At 37.1% G+C, this 18,026-nt stretch carries 10 protein-coding genes; all 10 read left to right on the forward strand.

Annotation, left to right across the window (positions count from 1 at the left end; all coding sequences use genetic code 11):
* The first annotated feature begins 7 nt into the window (after positions 1 to 7).
* The 10 genes from WMO38_RS10575 to WMO38_RS10620 all read left to right on the forward strand — a co-directional run bounded on the left by WMO38_RS10575 (position 8) and on the right by WMO38_RS10620 (position 17,985).
* Entirely contained in the window at positions 8 to 784 is a 777-nt protein-coding gene (locus tag WMO38_RS10575) for a DUF6063 family protein (protein WP_349162620.1), read from the forward strand.
* Complete coding sequence (locus tag WMO38_RS10580) at positions 771 to 5,210, forward strand: coiled-coil domain-containing protein (RefSeq protein WP_349162621.1); 4,440 nt, start codon at positions 771 to 773, stop codon at positions 5,208 to 5,210. The genes WMO38_RS10575 and WMO38_RS10580 overlap by 14 nt, the downstream gene beginning before the upstream one ends.
* Before the next feature lie 149 nt (positions 5,211 to 5,359).
* Positions 5,360 to 8,176: a hypothetical protein gene (locus WMO38_RS10585; RefSeq protein WP_349162623.1), complete on the forward strand. Its 2,817-nt coding sequence runs from the start codon at positions 5,360 to 5,362 to the stop codon at positions 8,174 to 8,176.
* Positions 8,177 to 8,209: 33 nt separating this feature from the next.
* Positions 8,210 to 10,198, forward strand: a complete 1,989-nt coding sequence (gene tkt / locus WMO38_RS10590; protein WP_349162625.1) for a transketolase — start codon at positions 8,210 to 8,212, stop codon at positions 10,196 to 10,198.
* Positions 10,199 to 10,362: 164 nt separating this feature from the next.
* On the forward strand, positions 10,363 to 11,574 hold the full coding sequence (locus WMO38_RS10595) for an iron-containing alcohol dehydrogenase (protein WP_349162626.1): 1,212 nt from the start codon (positions 10,363 to 10,365) through the stop codon (positions 11,572 to 11,574).
* Positions 11,575 to 11,835: 261 nt separating this feature from the next.
* Positions 11,836 to 12,447: an RNA polymerase sigma factor gene (locus tag WMO38_RS10600; protein ID WP_349162627.1), complete on the forward strand. Its 612-nt coding sequence runs from the start codon at positions 11,836 to 11,838 to the stop codon at positions 12,445 to 12,447.
* The gene (locus tag WMO38_RS10605; protein ID WP_349162629.1) at positions 12,440 to 13,558 is read left to right on the forward strand and encodes a hypothetical protein; all 1,119 of its coding nucleotides are present in this window, start codon (positions 12,440 to 12,442) and stop codon (positions 13,556 to 13,558) included. Before WMO38_RS10600 ends, WMO38_RS10605 begins: the two co-directional genes overlap by 8 nt.
* 14 nt (positions 13,559 to 13,572) lie before the next feature.
* The gene (locus WMO38_RS10610; protein ID WP_186837365.1) at positions 13,573 to 14,541 is read left to right on the forward strand and encodes an AAA family ATPase; all 969 of its coding nucleotides are present in this window, start codon (positions 13,573 to 13,575) and stop codon (positions 14,539 to 14,541) included.
* Complete coding sequence (locus WMO38_RS10615) at positions 14,538 to 15,620, forward strand: DUF58 domain-containing protein (RefSeq protein WP_349162631.1); 1,083 nt, start codon at positions 14,538 to 14,540, stop codon at positions 15,618 to 15,620. Before WMO38_RS10610 ends, WMO38_RS10615 begins: the two co-directional genes overlap by 4 nt.
* On the forward strand, positions 15,583 to 17,985 hold the full coding sequence (locus tag WMO38_RS10620; RefSeq protein ID WP_349162633.1) for a transglutaminase-like domain-containing protein: 2,403 nt from the start codon (positions 15,583 to 15,585) through the stop codon (positions 17,983 to 17,985). The genes WMO38_RS10615 and WMO38_RS10620 overlap by 38 nt, the downstream gene beginning before the upstream one ends.
* Positions 17,986 to 18,026: the final 41 nt, after the last annotated feature.

The following is an 18,026-nucleotide window of genomic DNA, read 5'->3' on the forward strand; positions in this document are numbered from 1 at the left end:
AAAAATTATGGAGAGCAGAAATTTAGACAGAGCATTAGATATCGTGTCAAAACTTATCAATGGCGAAAATGTTGGTGAAAATGGAGATAATGCAGCACTGTATCAGGAGTACAGCACAAATGCACAGGTTTATGACATTGTTATGATGACTCTTAAAAAGATGAATCTTGACATATATGAGTATAAAAACAGCCTGTATGTAAGTGCAGGCCAGAATAATCCGGTGTTTGGATATACTAACGAAGAGTTGAGAAAAGAACTTGGAGTTAAGTTGAACAGAGAATTGTATCTTGCATATTTTGTTATTTACAATACTATCACATCATTTTACAGTGATACGTCAGCAGCAAATTATACAAGTTACGTGCGTATTGAAGATGTGATAGAAAATGTTGATAATTCCATAAACGGTATAATTGATAAGCGAAACGGCATAGTCCTTGATGAGATAGAGGAAAACAGTTTTAAGCAGATTGCGTTAAGCTGGGAGGAACTACCGGCCTCATCTGACAGTGTTCAGGCTGGGATGAGGGCAGCGAGAAATTCAAAAGCCGGATTTGTCAAAATAGTTTTTAATTTTCTTGTAAATCAGGGGCTGCTTGTTGATAATTCGGAAAAGCCGGAAAATTCTGTGGATAATACAAAAGAAGATGAAAATTCTGGTGGAAATCTTTATTATCCTACAAACAGATTCCGGGCACTTATAGAGAATTACTTTGATGAATATAAAGGAAGATTTACGCAGATTTTATCGAAAGGAGAGAAGAACGATGCCACAGATTAACAGAATCAGGGTAAACAATGTAAAGTACAATTTCGGAACACAGATGTATGATGATTTTATGATGCGTCCAAATTGCAGCAGCATGATTTATGACCTTGCGAACGGCGGTGGTAAGAGTCTTCTCATGCTCATGCTTTTGCAGAATGTAATTCCGAATTGTACACTTGATGAGAAGCAGCCGGTTGAAAAGCTTTTCAGGCAGGGGGGAGGAAATACAGTCATACATTCTCTTGTGGAATGGAAACTGGAGCCATGTTACAGAAAAGATAATTATACATATATGACAACAGGATTTTGTGCGAGAAAAGCGGGTGCACAGAGCAATTCGTCGGGTATAGAATATTTTAATTATGCTATTTTCTACAGGGAATTCGGCGACAATGATATAAAAAATCTTCCACTTACAAGTAACGGTGAGAGAATAACATACAACGGATTGAAAGAATATCTTAGGAATCTTGAAAAAGATGATTTTAATGTGTCGGTAAAAATATTTGACAGAAAAGGAGATTATCAGAATTTCCTGTCACATTACGGAATATATGAGAGCCAGTGGGAAATTATACGTGGAATCAATAAAACAGAAGGACATGTAAGAACTTATTTTGAGAGCAATTACAGAACAAGCCGTAAAGTTGTGGAAGATCTGCTTATTGAAGAGATTATAGAAAAATCATTTAATAATAAGTTAGGTGTGACTGATGATGAAGGTCAGATGGCAAGGACACTTCTTGATATTAAAGATAAGCTGCTTGAATTGTCAAAAAAGAATTCACAGATAGGCAATTATAACAGTCAGGTTGAAGAAATAGAAAAATTTGCACAGTATGCAGAATCATTCAAAGTGAATTTTATAAAAAAGCAGGAACTTGAGGAAAAGATATACAGGCTTTTGTGTGCCTGCAAAATTATAATTGCTGACAGGGAAGCATTATCAGAGCAGAATAGTTCCGATTTGGAAAAAATACAGGAAAAAATTAATAATGAACAGTATCTGATTCAGTCGGCACAGGTTGCAAGCGAGCAGAAGTCACTTGATGCAATACGTGAGCTTGTTGATGTTTACAGTGCAAAGATTGAAGCGGCAGACAGCCGTTTTGCCGAAAAAAAAGAGCTGCTTAGAAAATCTGAATCAGTCAATGATTATGCAGATTATCTTAAATATGAAAATGATTTTAACAAAATAAAACAGACGATAGACAACAGAATGCGTGAGCATGACGATATTACAGCAGAGCTGCATGATATAGCTGTAAAAATATTTGAATTGTCAAATGATGAGCGGGAAAAATTAAAAGAAAGTCTTAAACAATTGCAAAAAGAGTTGAAGACCGCAGAGGATAATTATAAAGAATCACAGAAAACATTTGATTTAATGATAAAAGAAGAGGCAGCTGCACAAAGTCTCGTTTCATTTTTAAAGAGCCGCATTGAAAATGACGAAAAGCAGATGGCGGTTCTCATGGAAAAATGTGGAATAATTATTGCGGAAAATGTTGAGGCAGAGCTTTTAACATCAGAAGAGAATATTAAAGATGCCAGACAGGAGATACAGCAAAAAGATAAGGCATATAATGATTTGAAACTCCGGCTTGGCGATACTCAGACAGACATTGCAAGAATTGATGTCGGACTTGAATTTATAAAAAAAGAAATCGAAGATGTCAAGAAAATACAGGCAGAGTATGAGCAGACAAAGGACAAACTTAATACGCTCTCAAAAATATATAATGATGAAAATACGGCAGGACTTGATATAAAGATAAAGGAGTATAGTGACAGCCTTGACAGCGAGTATTTTGAAGCGGAAAAAGAGGCACAAAAACTTGCTGCATTTATTGAAAATGCAAAGAAACACCAATATTTATTAGATGCAAAGAACAGAACAAAATTAAAAGAATATCTTTTTACAAGATATAAAGATGATGTCAAAGAAGGTGTTGACTGGCTTGCACAGCTTGATGAGAAACAGCGTAAAGATGTAAAGAGGCGTATTCCGTTTGTAGAATACAGTTTTATTGTAAAAAATAATTTTGATAAAATAAAAAATGATGCGGCACTTGCCAGCTTTAATCTTGATTCGTATATCGTTCCGCTTGTGAGTGAAGATAATGTCCTGAATGCAAAAGTCCAGATTGATAAAGATACAGTTGTATTTGCAATGAAAGATATGGATTTTCTTAAAGATGAGGCAAAAACCGAGTCAGAGATTGCAGCGGCACAGGAAGAGCTTGATAATATTAATCATAAAATAGAAAAGATTGAAGACCGCCGAAAAGTTGTATTTGGTGACTATTGTTATGCTATAAATAATAAGATGCAAAGGTTTGAAAAAGCATCAGATGATTTACGCAGGCTCACAGAGAATATGTCGCAGAGCAGGGAAAATCATGAAAAGCTGAAAGCAGAAGAACAGCTTCTTAAAAAGCAGTGTGATAGTGCGGCCGCACAGGCAGAATCGGCAAAAAAAGCATATACAGAGGAGTGCAGCCGTTATGAGATTTTAAAACTTGCAAAAAAACATAAGGAGCAGCTTGCCGAAGAATATGCAAAGCAGAGACAGGTACTTCTTGATGCAGATAATCTTTCACGAAAGCTTGGTGATTCACAGAGGGATGTTGACAATAAGAAAGAAATTCTTGAGAATGTAAGTAAAACTCTTGCAGTATATGAACAAAAAATTGAGACTGCAAAAAAAGACTGGGAGGAAAATTACAACCATTTTTATGATATGGATATAGATACATCAGACAAACCGGAAAAAGAATTTGCAGGTATGACATACATGCAGCTTGAGTCAAGATTTTTCGGACTGAAAGACATATTGGACAAAGAGATGGTTGACGTTGCAGATAAAGAAGCACTTATGGAACATTACCGTATTTCAATGGAAAAGTGCAAAAAAGCCATTGAATACCGTGGTGATGATTTTGAAACAGTAAAATCAGATTTTGAAACAGGTAAAACGATTGTTTCAGATGCACAGGAACTTCTTCGCATAAAACAGCAGATTGCTGATATAGAGAAGGAAACGAGAGCTGACAGAGATGAATTTGATGCACAGAATGCACTTATGAACCGTCTTGAGGGTAGTATTGCACATGCTGTGAGCCAGATAAAAGAAAGATTCGGTGAATATGAACCGCTTTTGTGTGAAAATCCTGAAAGCTACATCAGCCAGCATAAGAATTATATAAAAGAGCTTGATGAGAGAACACAACGCATTAAAGCAGAGATAGCAGGTCAGGCAAAAGCTTTAAAAAAATATTATATATGTGAAAAAGACCTTGAGAGAATTGTGACAGATGCCGGTATGGATATTCCGGATGAGGAAGCAGTTGCCAATGTTTTCAGGCAGAATGAAAATGCATATGATTTAAAGATTCTTGAGACTGAGACAGATTCATATGAGAAAATCTCAAAGGATTATTCACAGCTTGTAAAGCTTATTGAAAAAAGAGGAGAAGATTTTCAGAGCAGGAAAGAACAATTCTGCCGCCGTCTTGTGGAATTTGATGCAGATGAGCTTTCGGCAGAAATGAATGCTTCGATAAATATTCCGTCTGATTGCAAAGATGTTGAGGTGTTATGCGGCGGGCTTCGCAGGACGAATGAATACATAGTATTGGAAAAAGAGCGTGTTTCAAAGGGTATTGAAGATATGGAACAGATAAAAGACAACTTTGAAAACCGTTGTATACAGACGTGCTGCAATATAAAAACAGAACTTGACAGACTTCCTGGTCTTTCAACAATACGTCTTGATGATGAAATCATATCGATGATTGGGCTGTTTATTCCATATGTAAAGGAAGAACTGTATAAGAGCAGGATGTCATTATATATAGATGAGACAATTGCAATGTCTGAAAGCATTTCGTCACAGGAAGAAAGATTGAAATATATAAGAAACAGGCTCACATGGAAACGTCTTTTTTCTGTAATAGTAACTGATATGAATGCAATAAGGGTACAGCTTTATAAACGTGAGCGTATCAAGGACCAGAGCAGGTATCTGCGATATGAGGAGGCGGTTGGCTCTACGGGACAGTCACAGGGAATTTATATACAGTTTCTTATAGCTGTAATAAATTATATTGCAAGCGTTAACGCATCAGTTAGTGAAACGGCAGTTCTTGGAAAAACAATATTTATTGATAATCCGTTCGGTGCCGCAAAAGATATTTATATATGGGAACCGATTTTTAAGCTTTTAAAGACAAACCATGTACAGCTTATCGTTCCGGCAAGAGGTGCAACACCGGCAATTACAGGAAGATTTGACGTTAATTATATACTTGGACAAAAACTTGTTGACGGAAGACAGCAGACTGTTGTCGTTGATTATTACAGCAGGACAAACACGACCCAGCTGGAATATACGAGAATGGATTATGAGCAGACGAGCTTTGAGTTTTTCGTATAAAAAGTTTACAATAATCAATAGCTGTGATAAACTTATGACATATATGTAGTGTAGATATACTGCGTATATGTCATAATTACGATTAGAGAATAACCCGGATTGCAGGGTGTTAATACATAAAAATTGATTAGTAAAGGTGGCGTCTTGTTGTGGATAAATATGAAATGAATCTTAAAATTGAACAGATTAAGCAGCTTGCAGCAAAAAAATCTTATAAAGAAGCAGCTGCAATTGCAAAAGAGATGAGCTGGCACAAGGTAAAAGACTGGAATGCACTTGCAACAGTAATTAACGTGCAGGAAGCAGTCGGAGATTACGAGGAAGCGAGAGATATGGCTATTCTTGCATATAACCGTAATCTTGGAGGCAGAAAGCTTGTATACAAACTTACTGAGATTATGATAAAGCTGAAGCAGTTTGATGATGCTGATGGGTTATATGAAGAATATGAGCGTATGTCACAGCATGATGTCAGCAGATACATTCTTTATTATATTTTAAGAAAAGCAGAAGGTGCGTCAGATAACGAGCTTGTTGAAATTCTTGAAGACTATAAGAATCATGAGATTGATGAAAAATACATGTATGAGCTTGCTTGTCTGTATGCAAAGACAGGAAGAAAAGACGAGTGCATTAAAGCGTGTGATGAACTTGCACTTTTATTTCAGGATGGCATATATGTTGAAAAGTCAATGGAATTAAAGCAGGGACTTGGGGCACCGCTTACAACAATGCAGATTAAGATTCTTGATGATGCAAAACTTAAAAAACATGATGATGAAAAGACAAAAGAAATCATGTTTGAACAGCAGAAAGAACTTGCAAGAATACGTCAGGATGATATTGAAGAGGCATTAAAAGAGGATGATGATAAAGAAGCCGGGAAACCGGAGACTGAAGCAGAATCTTCAGATGATAAAAAAGCAGAACAGGCAAAGCCACAGATGCAAAGCATTGATGCAGGAAGCCTTATGGCTGCAACATTAGAGCCATGGGATGAGCCGGTAAAAGAAGAAGGTGACGAACAGACAGAAGAAATAGAGATAAATATAGAAGAAACTGATGAACCAAAGGGTGAATCAGCAGAAAATAATGATACAGCAGAAAATCTTTCAGGCGAAGATATGAAAGAAGAACATGATGCTGATAACAAAGAACAGCCGGATAATACAGATGTATTTAAAATGGCAAGAAAAGCAGCGGCGGCAGTATCCGATAACAAGCCCGGACAGATGCCGGAATCATTGAAAGAACTCATAGCTAATGCCAAGAAAAAGATTGAAAACAGCTATGACAGAATGAGCCGTGAGGATGAAGAAGAACGTCTTCGTGAAGAAAGAATAGAGGCACAAAGACATATTAAAGAGCGTGAAGATGCTATGGAGATTGAGCCTGTAAGCGTACCGAATGTCAATAATATTTATGACACACAGAACATTCAGGCAGAGCTTGCAAAGAATTTAAGTGAAATTCTTGACGAAGATACACAGGCATTAAGACCGGATCCGGTGACGAATACAGACAATATTACGGATGAGGTGCAGCCGGAAGAAGATGAGCAGATTGAAGGACAGTTAAGCCTGGCAGACTGGATGGAAACAGTACGCGAACAGAAATACGGCAACAGGGATACTAAAGAATATTCTAAAGAAGAACTCGAACGCATGCTTGATGAAAAGGATGAAAAGAGTGCTGCATATGAGCGTCTTATGGAAGAACAGAAAGAAATTGCAAAGGCAAACGGCTCTGAATTTAATGAGGAAGAAGCAAGATTAAAAGCAAGAGAAAAGATGATGCTCCATGCAGCAAAGACAGACCTTGCTATAAGAACCGGTAAAGCTACAGTGAAGCTTGAAGAAGCGGCAGATGCCATGAGAAGTATGGCAGAACAGGCAGGAGATGTGCAGGAAGAAGCTGCCAATGAGCAGACAGCAACTAAAGAAACGGATATAGCAGAACAGATAACTGAAAATATCCAGAAGGATACAGTCGTATCACTTGATACAGCAGAGATTGAAAGAATATCAGATGAAATGTTAAAGAGTGCTGTCAGTGAGGAACTTGATATGGAGCAGACAGACGAAACAGAAGAGATCCCAATCGGCGAGCTTATGCCTGAAGAAAATACACGTAAAATTAAGCCTTCAGCAGTAAAAGAACCGGAACCCCAGGTTGATGATATTGAGCAGGAAATAGATGAAGAAAAGAAACTTAGCGGAGATCTTGCAAAGATATTCAGAAAATACAGAGAAATGCCTGGTCTTGAGAGCCAGCTTGCATCTTATTTTGAGACACTGGATAAGGAAATGCAGACTAATACTTCATCATGCGGAAATATTCTTATTTCAGGCAATTCAAGTTCTGACAAGACAGACCTTGCAAGAACAATTGTAAGAGCAATCAATCATCTTTATCCGGACCGCCAGAAAAAGATAGCAAAGACAACCGGTGACAGTATTAATCACAGAGGAATCAGCAGAGCCATGTCAAAGCTTAAAGGAACTGCTCTTATTGTAGAGGGTGCCGGTTCAATCCAGCCAAAGCGTATTGAAGAGATTACACAGTGCCTTAATCAGGATACAGGCAGAATGATAGTAATATTTGAGGATTCTGATGCTGAGATGAATGTTTTGTTAAACTTCAATCCGGATTTGACAAAGCAGTTTAACCACAGAATTATATTAAAGCAGTATACTGTTAATGAACTTGTAGAAATGGCAAGAAAATTTGCACGTAAACGTCAATATGAAGTTGATGATGATGCACTTCTTGAATTGTACTTAAAGATTGATAAGCTTCACAGTGTGACAGACAATATCCGTCTTGATGATATCAAGGAGATTATCAACAAAGCGATAGCACATTCAGAAAAACGTGCTTCAAGAAAGTTCTTTGGCGGAATTAAGAAAAAACGTGGTGAAAAGGGAGATATTTTCTTCCTTACAGATGCCGATTTTAAAGATTGAAAATAAAAATTATTTAATTTAAGGAGAGAGAATATGAATAATATTGATGAAATGTCAGTAAACGCGATAAGAGTTTTATCTGCGGATGCGATTCAGAAAGCTAAATCAGGTCATCCGGGACTTCCTCTTGGAGCAGCACCTGCTGCATATGAATTATGGAGCAGACACATGAACCACAATCCAGCTAATCCAAAATGGGAAAACAGAGACAGATTTATCCTGTCAGGCGGACACGGTTCAATGCTGTTATATTCACTTTTACATTTATTTGGATATGGTAATCTTTCAATAGATGATATCAAGAATTTCAGACAGCTTGATTCGCTTACGCCAGGACATCCTGAATATGGTCATACTGTAGGAATTGAAGCTACAACAGGTCCTCTTGGACAGGGTATGGCAATGGCAGTAGGTATGGCAATGGCAGAGGCACATCTTTCTGCTGTATTCAATAAAGAGGGATATCCGGTTGTTGACCACTACACATATGTACTGGGTGGCGACGGCTGTATGATGGAAGGTATTTCATCAGAATGTTTCTCTCTTGCAGGAACTCTTGGACTTAACAAGCTTATTGTTTTATATGATTCAAATAATATTTCAATTGAGGGAAGCACAGATATTGCATTTACAGAAGATGTAATGAAGCGTTTTGAAGCTTTTGGTTTCCAGACAATAGAAGTTAAAGATGGCAATGACCTCGCGGCAATCGGAGCAGCTATTGAAGAGGCGAAGGCTGATAAAGAGAGACCTTCACTTATTAAGATTGATACTCTTATCGGATTTGGATGTCCGGCGAAGCAGGGTAAGGCAAGTGCACACGGCGAGCCTCTCGGAGAAGAAAATGTTGCCGCATTAAAGGAAAATATCGGATGGCCATGTAAGGGCGATTTTGAAGTTCCACAGGAAGTTTATGATAACTATAAGAAGATAGCACAGGAGCGTGGTGCGGCAGAAGATAAGTGGAATAAACTTTTTGATGAATATTGTGAGAAGTTCCCTGAAATGAAAGAAAAGTGGGATAAATATTACAACGGATATGATCTTACAGATTTATTCGAATCAGAAGAATACTGGGCTAAGCCTGAAAAAGCAGAAGCTACAAGAAGCACATCAGGAGCACTTCTTAACCTTATTAAGCAGCATATGCCTAACCTCGTAGGCGGTTCTGCTGACCTTGCACCATCTAATAAGACAAACATGAAGGATGCAGGCGATTTTTCTAAGGAAAATTACGCAGGAAGCAATTTCCACTTTGGCGTAAGAGAGCAGGCCATGACAGCTATCACTAACGGTATAGCACTTCACGGAGGATTAAGACCATTTGCAGCAACATTCTTCGTATTCAGTGATTATACAAAACCTATGGCAAGACTTTCATCACTTATGAAACTGCCTGTAACATATATTTTCACGCATGACAGTATCGGTGTTGGCGAAGATGGTCCTACGCATGAACCAATAGAGCAGCTTGCTGCATTCCGTTCACTTCCAAACTTTACCGTTTTCCGTCCATGTGACAGAACAGAGACAGCGGCAGCATGGATGTATGCCATAAAATCAGAGAGCACACCTACAGGACTTGTGCTCACAAGACAGAATCTTCCACAGATTGAAGGATCTTCAAAGGAAGCTTTAAAGGGTGGTTATATCATTGATAACAGCACAAAAGCTGAACCTGATGCAATTATAATAGCAAGCGGTTCAGAAGTTTCACTTGCAATAGAAGCTAAGAAACTTCTTGCCGGTGATGGTATTGATGTAAGAGTTGTCAGCATGCCAAGTATGGAATTATTTGAGGAACAGTCTGACGAATACAAGAATTCAGTTCTTCCATTAAGCTGTCGTAAGAGAGTTGCTGTTGAAGCACTTTCTGATTTTGGCTGGTACAGATATGTAGGCCTTGATGGTAAAGTCGTTTCAATGAAAGGCTTTGGAGCTTCAGGTCCTGCAAACGAACTTTTCAAGAAGTTTGGCTTTACTGCAGAAAATGTTGCAGCAGCAGTAAAAGATGTAATGTAATCTGATTGAATTTGTTAAAAAATGTTAATAAATTATTTACAATTGTTAATAAAATTTAGACAAAAATACCTTGAAATTGAATAAATAGAGATATATAATAAGAGCATAGATTGTCAGAGATTTAACAATCCATGCTCTTATTATAATTTTGGAGGTATTTTATTATGGCTAGATTTACTTTACCAAGAGACATTTATCATGGAAAAGGTTCTTTGGAGGCATTGAAGACACTCCAGGGTAAAAAGGCAATTATCTGTGTCGGCGGCGGCTCAATGAAGCGTAACGGATTTCTTCAGAGAGCAGAAGATTATCTTAAAGAAGCTGGAATGGAAGTAAAGCTTTTTGAAGGCATTGAATCAGACCCATCTGTAGAGACTGTTATGAAAGGTGCTCAGGTTATGACTGAGTTTGAACCTGACTGGATTGTAGCTATCGGTGGTGGTTCTCCTATTGATGCAGCTAAGGCAATGTGGATAAAGTACGAATATCCGGATACAACATTTGAAGATATGTGCAAGGTATTTGGTCTTCCACAGCTCAGAAAAAAAGCTCATTTTTGTGCAGTATCATCTACATCAGGTACAGCAACAGAAGTAACAGCATTCTCAATTATTACAGATTATCATAAGGGTATTAAGTATCCAATTGCAGACTTTGAGATTACTCCTGATGTTGCAATTGTTGACCCTGAACTTGCAGAGACAATGCCTGTCAAACTCGTGGCTCATACAGGTATGGATGCAATGACTCATGGTATTGAGGCATATGTTTCAACAGCTAATTGTGATTTTACAGATCCTCTTGCACTTCATGCAATTATGATGATAAGAGATAATCTTGTAAAATCATATAACGGAGATATGGAAGCAAGAGATGCAATGCATAATGCACAATGTCTTGCAGGTATGGCATTCTCTAATGCACTTCTTGGTATTGTTCATTCAATGGCTCACAAGACAGGTGCAGCATTTGAAGGCGGTCATATAATTCATGGTGCAGCTAATGCTATGTATCTTCCAAAGGTAATCAAGTACAATTCAAAGGATGCAACGGCAGCTGCAAGATATGCATACATAGCTGATTTCCTTGGACTTGGTGGTAATACAACAGAAGAAAAGATTGATAATCTTATTGAAATGTTAAGAAAGATGAATGATGAACTTAATATTCCTCATTGCATCAAACATTATGGTGAGGGTGGTCTTCCGGCAGAAAATGGTATTGTTCCAGAAGACGAATTCCTTGAAAAACTTCACGATATTGCAGCTAATGCTATTCTTGATGCCTGTACAGGTTCTAATCCTCGTCAGCCTAGTCAGGAAGAGATGGAGAAACTTCTCAAGTGCTGCTACTATGATACAGAAGTTGATTTTTAAATTATCCATTAATATAATTAAAACTGCCGGTTGTGTAAAAACAACCGGCAGTTTTTTATATAATCGGAAGAGATGCGGTGCGTATTTCAGCTATGAATATTGCATCATATTTATTTTGACATAATATGAAATATATTTTATAATAATAAAAACATTGCGTGAAAAACAGTAAATTAAAATGAGATGTATCTGATAAAATACAATTTATTTGCGGCGGTTTAAGAGTGTAGTGCGTATAAATATATATAAGGGAGGAGAACTATGGACACCACAGGAGAATTAACGCAGAAAAAGTTTTCTGCCAGACAGCTGGTATCCAAAGTCTTTGAGACAGACCAATATCTTATAAGACAGATTTTGGATGAGGATGATAAAAGGGCGGCAGAAATATTAATTGACAGGTATTATAAGACTGTCTACAGGGAGATTTACATAAAGACATCTGATGAAGAATTGTCACTTGATCTTACACAGGAGACATTTATATCAATACTCAGGGCATTATCACAATTTGATGCATCAAAAGCATCATTTAAAACATGGATAATAAGGATAGCACAAAATAAAGTTATAGATTACCGGCGAAGCAGGTACAATCATGAATCAATTATGACAGAAGTGCTTGAAGATTATGATGAGGCATCATCTGACTGCATTGAAGATAATGCAATTAACAGTATGACAAAGGAAAAGGTAATGCAGATTCTGAAAAAACAAGATGAAGTCTCGGAACGCATATTTATGATGAGGGCGTATGAAGAACATTCATTTACGCAGATTGCCCAGATGATGGGGATGAATCAGGGGGCAGTAAAAGCAAGGTATTACAAGACGGTAAAACTAATCAGAAAGGAGTTGGAAGGTTATGAATAAAGTGAAATATCCTGATAAAAAGGTAATTCAGCAGCAGATATGCACAATTATTGACCGTTCAGGAATGTTTGACGAACAGCAGGACAGTCAGATGTTCACAGAGATAAAACCTGTAAGCAGGAAACATTCATATACCAGAACAGCTTTCAAAGTAGTAAAAGTTACAGCAGCGGCGGCAGCGGCGGTTATTGTTGTGACAGCAGTACATGGGGCAGCAACAGGAATAGCATCAAAGAAGCAGAAAGCATTAGCACCGGGAGGAACACGGGAAAGTGAATATACGGATAATGCAGCTGCAGATTCCAATGCAGATATGCAGTCAGATAAAAACGAAGGAGCATTAAAAGCAGACCGCCAGTATACAAGCGATGAGATTGCTATAAATAAGCAGGATTACCTGAAGTATCAGAAACAGATAAGCTGTATACTTGGTTCTGATAACAGTACAATAGCTGCACAGCTTTCCGTTGTATATCCTAAGATTTATCATAATAAAGTTTCCCTTAATTCGGCAGACAGTTTATATCAGACGATTGCAGATACATGTCATCTTAAAGCAATGGAAAAATATAGTGATATTGATATGAGCGAAAATTATATTGAGAATCCGGTAAATATAAGTTATACATCGACATATTCGGTTTGTGAAGCAGCTCAGGATACAGTATTATCATTTTCTGATAAGTATGTAGAATCAGCAGAATCATTTATTGCTAAAGGCTTTACAAGGAAGAGAATTACACAGGTGTATGGTTATAATTTTGATGTTGAAAATGACAAAATTCTTACATACGAAGATATTTTTGAAAATTATGACGAGGCGATGAATTATATATCAGAGCGTGTAATGAATGCCGGTGCATCTCAGATAGAATATTTAGATGACCAGACTAATACATATACATATTATAATATGAAAAAGATTATAAGTGATAATAACTGGTATATAAAAGATTATGAAATGGTTATAACTGTCAATGGCAGGCAGACACAGAAAGCCAGTGGAAGCTCAGAATATGAAGTAGAATCACCGGTTCAGGTTTCTATTGATCTGGATGAATTTAGAGAAAAAGGTATTAAGTTTAATAATGCATATTTTAATATACATTAACAGGGGAGATATATATGACAGATAATACATATTACTTAAATATGGCAAAAAACGTATTGATGGAGATAAAAAAGAGTGTTGTGGGCAAGGATGAGGTTATCTGTAAGATAATGATGGCAATTCTTGCAAGAGGACATGTTCTCATAGAGGATATTCCGGGAGTTGGAAAAACAACTATGGCACTTGCATTTGCAGAAACACTGGGGCTTAAATGTAACAGAGTACAGTTTACGCCTGATGTAATGCCATCAGATATAGTGGGCTTTAATATGTATAACCGTGCAACTAATAAGTTTGAGTACAAGGCAGGGGCAGCAGACTGTAATATCCTGCTTGCAGATGAGATTAACAGAACATCTCCCAAGACCCAGTCCGCTCTTCTTCAGGTTATGGAAGAAGGAAAGGTAAGTGTTGATGGGGTTACATATGCACTTCCTGAGCCGTTTATGGTTATTGCCACACAGAATCCGTTTGGTTCGGTGGGAACACAGAAACTGCCGGAATCGCAGATGGACAGATTTATGATAAGAGTTACCATGGGATATCCGTCAGTTGAAGATGAAGTCAGCATAATGAAGAGTAAAACCGGTGGTTTATCAAACAGGGTTTTATCGAAAAATGTTATAAATGCACAGGATTTTATGGCTATGAGAGATATAGTAGATGAGGTATATGTCGATGACAGCATATATGAATATGTTGCAAAAATTGTAGCTAAAACGCGTGATTCAGAGGATATTTTGCAGGGAATAAGCCCGAGAGGAAGTATTTCAATCATTAATATGGCAAAGGCAGAAGCTTTTTTACGTGGGCATGATTATGTACTTCCATCAGATATACAGTTTGTGCTGAATGATACGATGGCACACAGAATTATTTTAAATAGAAGTCTGAAACGTGGTCATATAACAGAGGAAAGTGTAATAGACAGCATTTGCAGAAGTGTAGATGTTCCTAAGATTGGTACGAGAGGAATATTGTGAAAAAAAGAGTAATATTATATATTCTTAGTGTAATTGGAATAGTAATTCTTAACTGCCTTTATGTTAATTTTGAATTTATGGTTATGTTGGTAATGGTGATTGTCATACCGTTATTTTCATATATAATTTTTAGTATTTCAAAACATGGAATGAAGATATTTGTAAAGATTAATAATAGTGTAGTGTCTGTCGGTGACAATATCGATGTCAGAATTATTGAAGGTGGCAATTCGTTAGTTGGACCGCCCGAAGGCGTGCTCAAAGCACAGATAAGATATTCCAATGACGGGGATACAAAGCAGGCAGAAGTTGAAATTGGCAGTGGCAGCATGAGGGAATGCAGTCTTGATTTTAAACCAAAGCATATAGGAATAGTAAACATATATTTTACGGAATTGAAAGTTACTGATTATATCCGTTTTTTTTCAACTACATATGATTATAACTGTATCAGAAAGGCAATTGTTTTTCCGCAGAAAAAGGATGGAAGTTTCCGGGCTGTTGATTATCAGAATGAAGAGGATGAGTTTGTATTATCATTTGAGGAAACAGATAATACAGAAGTGCTTGATTTAAGAGAGTTTGCTGACGGAGACAGTGTCAACAAAATTCACTGGAAGCTGAGTATGAATTCTGATGATTTTATAGTGCGTCAATATGGTGAAGAGGTAGAAAAGAGAAATACAATTATTGTTGACCTTACGAAAGTAAAGACAGATAAATTCAGGGATAAGCTGGATTTGATTTACGAGGCAGCATATCTGCTTGGACTTGCATATCTTGAGGATGGAATATCGGCACGTTTTGTTGTATGGGATGGATTAGAGTATGATATAACATCATTTGATTTTGATGATGAAGCAGGACTCGAAAAAGCACTGCTTGAAGTTATGTGCATAAAGTGTGAGACGGATTCTTTGATGCATCTTAATTATGTTATTACGCAAAACAGTATTAATCTGGGACAGTATCCGGTTCTTATTACTATGCAGGATTACGAAAGCGATATTTATGATATCATAAATGTGGAAAAGGATAATCTTGACAGGATTTTTAATATTAAAGATGGGGCAGATTAACATGAATGATTTACAGGCAGATACAAGTGACATTATAAAGGAAATATTAATGTGTGTGGTAATTGCCATGACAGGTATGTTCGGAATAACAGGTGCCATGTTTACCGGGAATGCTTTATATGCAGATTCGGCAGGAGTGTATATATATGAGGCAGTTATTACATGTGTTGTCGTTATATGTATAAGTCTGCCCAAAATAAGAAAAAAATTCAGTATTGTGTATGGACTGGCAGTATTGTTGCTTTTTGTGGCTGCACATAGCATGATAATCAGTGGATTTGTTCATATTGCAAACCAGATGGAGACATTTTTCAGAAGTGGGAAGTCATATGCGGATATTCAGGGAGTGGTTTCATCATCTGACAGTAAAGCATATATTGCGGCACAGGGACAGGAATCACTGGCAATATTTCTTTGTGTGCTTATTATGGCATACATTATAAGTTTTACTGTAGTATATGTAAGAAGCATGCTTGTTGCAATTGTAGAAATTCTTCCGGCAATGAGTTTGTTTATAGCATATTCTGTAATTCCGTCTGCGTTTGTATGTGTGATATGTATTACATATGTATTTTGTGTTGCAGCATTAGAGAGAAAGAAACGTGACATAAAAAAGCCGGCAGTGATATTCATGATATGTGCGTTGGTTGGAACAGCTCTTATTGTGACTGATGTTGTGAATAAACATTATAAAAGACCACAGATTTTCATTGACTGGGGCAAAGATATGGACGAGTCTGTCAATGGGATTTTTGACGGAATTGTGGCTGGAAATGCTGACGGTGGCAAAAATGAAAACAATGATGATAGTGGCGTAAAAGTAACGGGGCTTACAAATGATGGTGTTATAGGTGAGGCGGATTCTGTCCAGATAAAATCAGACACGGTTGCGAGGATAACAACACTTAATACAGGAAAAGATTTATATATTCCAACATATACAAGCTATAATTATTATTATGGCGGAAATAAATGGACACGGGCTTTAAGTGTAATTGAAGGTGCGGATCAGAAAAGATTTGATATGATAGAAGAAGCACTTGCCAGTGATGTTTTAAAAGATTATATAGATGGTGGAACAGGGGATTTTGAGCGAAGCACAAAAATATACCAGATGACAAGAATAAGTGGAGATAAGAATATACCACAAAATTTAACATATATTGATATTGATACATCTTATATATCAAAACTTGTCGATATTATGCAGGAAAAGACAGATTTACCATATGGATTCAGCACACATATTATGACTGATATGGAACTTCTGAATGATACTGCACACAAGAGCGGTGGAGCTTCCAGCATTCAGGGATTTTCATTATCAGATTTAAATACGTTCTATACTTATAGGCCTAAAAATGCAAGTACACAGGAACGGCTGAATTCTATCCAGAAGCTGAAAGATTATTTTAGTAAAAATTACAGATACACACTTTCTCCGGGAAGTGTTCCGGATGGAAGAGATGCGGTTGAATATTTTCTTATGGATAGCAGGGAAGGGTACTGTACATATTTTGCATCAAGTGCTGTTATATTATTAAGGTCTGTTAATATTCCGGCAAGATATGTAGAGGGTTACAGAATTCCGGCAGACAGGATAGCGGCGGCAGATACAGTTAATACGGTAAATACATTACAGCAAAATAAATCTGTTATCACTGAATCGGTTGTAGATGTAAAAAGTTCAGATGCCCATGCGTGGGTCGAAGCATATCTTGATGGATATGGCTGGATAACGGTTGATGTTACACCATCTTCACAAAATGAAGAAAATGTTTCGCAGGAACAGCCACAGGAACAGGAAACATCATCTAATGAACAGGAGAACACATCTTTAACTGATGAACAGGATACAGCAGAAAATAATCAGGATACAGCATCCGCAGGAGACATTTCCACAGAGGAGAGTGGAAATAATACAATAGCAGGTGGAAAAGTCACCGCAGTTTTCGGATTTTTGTGGAAAATAATATTGATTGCAGCAGCCATTTTATTTGTTATAATATTTATAGTACGCTGTGCAAAAAAGAAAAAGCGTGTAGATAACATGCTGGAGTCATCAGACGTAACTGCATTGTTTAATTCATTGGAAAATCTTCTTGCCCGCTGTGGATATAATAGATTTAACATGGATTATGAAGAATATGCGGAAGTCCTTGAGGAAAGTGATGACATATTCAGGATTAATAATATAAAAATGATTATAGATTACGTGCTCATGGTCAATTATAGAAAAAATGATGGCATAGACAATGATAATAACGAATATGTATGCAGTCAGATAAGAAAGCTTCGTGAAAGTCTGTTTGCAAAGATGAATCCGCTAAGGAGATTCGTTTTAAAATACATAATATGCATGTAACTAAATTGTACGGCGTTTAAACAGGAAATGAGGCTGATTTT

It is taken from the genome of Lachnospira hominis (ex Hitch et al. 2025), assembly GCF_040096395.1.
In the GTDB taxonomy this organism is placed as follows: Bacteria; Bacillota; Clostridia; order Lachnospirales; family Lachnospiraceae; genus Lachnospira; species Lachnospira hominis.

Coding starts and splice junctions, on each gene's coding strand:
- WMO38_RS10575 (WP_349162620.1), top strand. CDS start 8: ATGGAGAGCAGAAATTTAGACAGAGCATTAGATATCGTGTCAAAACTT.
- WMO38_RS10605 (WP_349162629.1), top strand. CDS start 12,440: ATGAATAAAGTGAAATATCCTGATAAAAAGGTAATTCAGCAGCAGATA.
- tkt (WP_349162625.1), top strand. CDS start 8,210: ATGAATAATATTGATGAAATGTCAGTAAACGCGATAAGAGTTTTATCT.
- WMO38_RS10580 (WP_349162621.1), top strand. CDS start 771: ATGCCACAGATTAACAGAATCAGGGTAAACAATGTAAAGTACAATTTC.
- WMO38_RS10600 (WP_349162627.1), top strand. CDS start 11,836: ATGGACACCACAGGAGAATTAACGCAGAAAAAGTTTTCTGCCAGACAG.
- WMO38_RS10595 (WP_349162626.1), top strand. CDS start 10,363: ATGGCTAGATTTACTTTACCAAGAGACATTTATCATGGAAAAGGTTCT.
- WMO38_RS10610 (WP_186837365.1), top strand. CDS start 13,573: ATGACAGATAATACATATTACTTAAATATGGCAAAAAACGTATTGATG.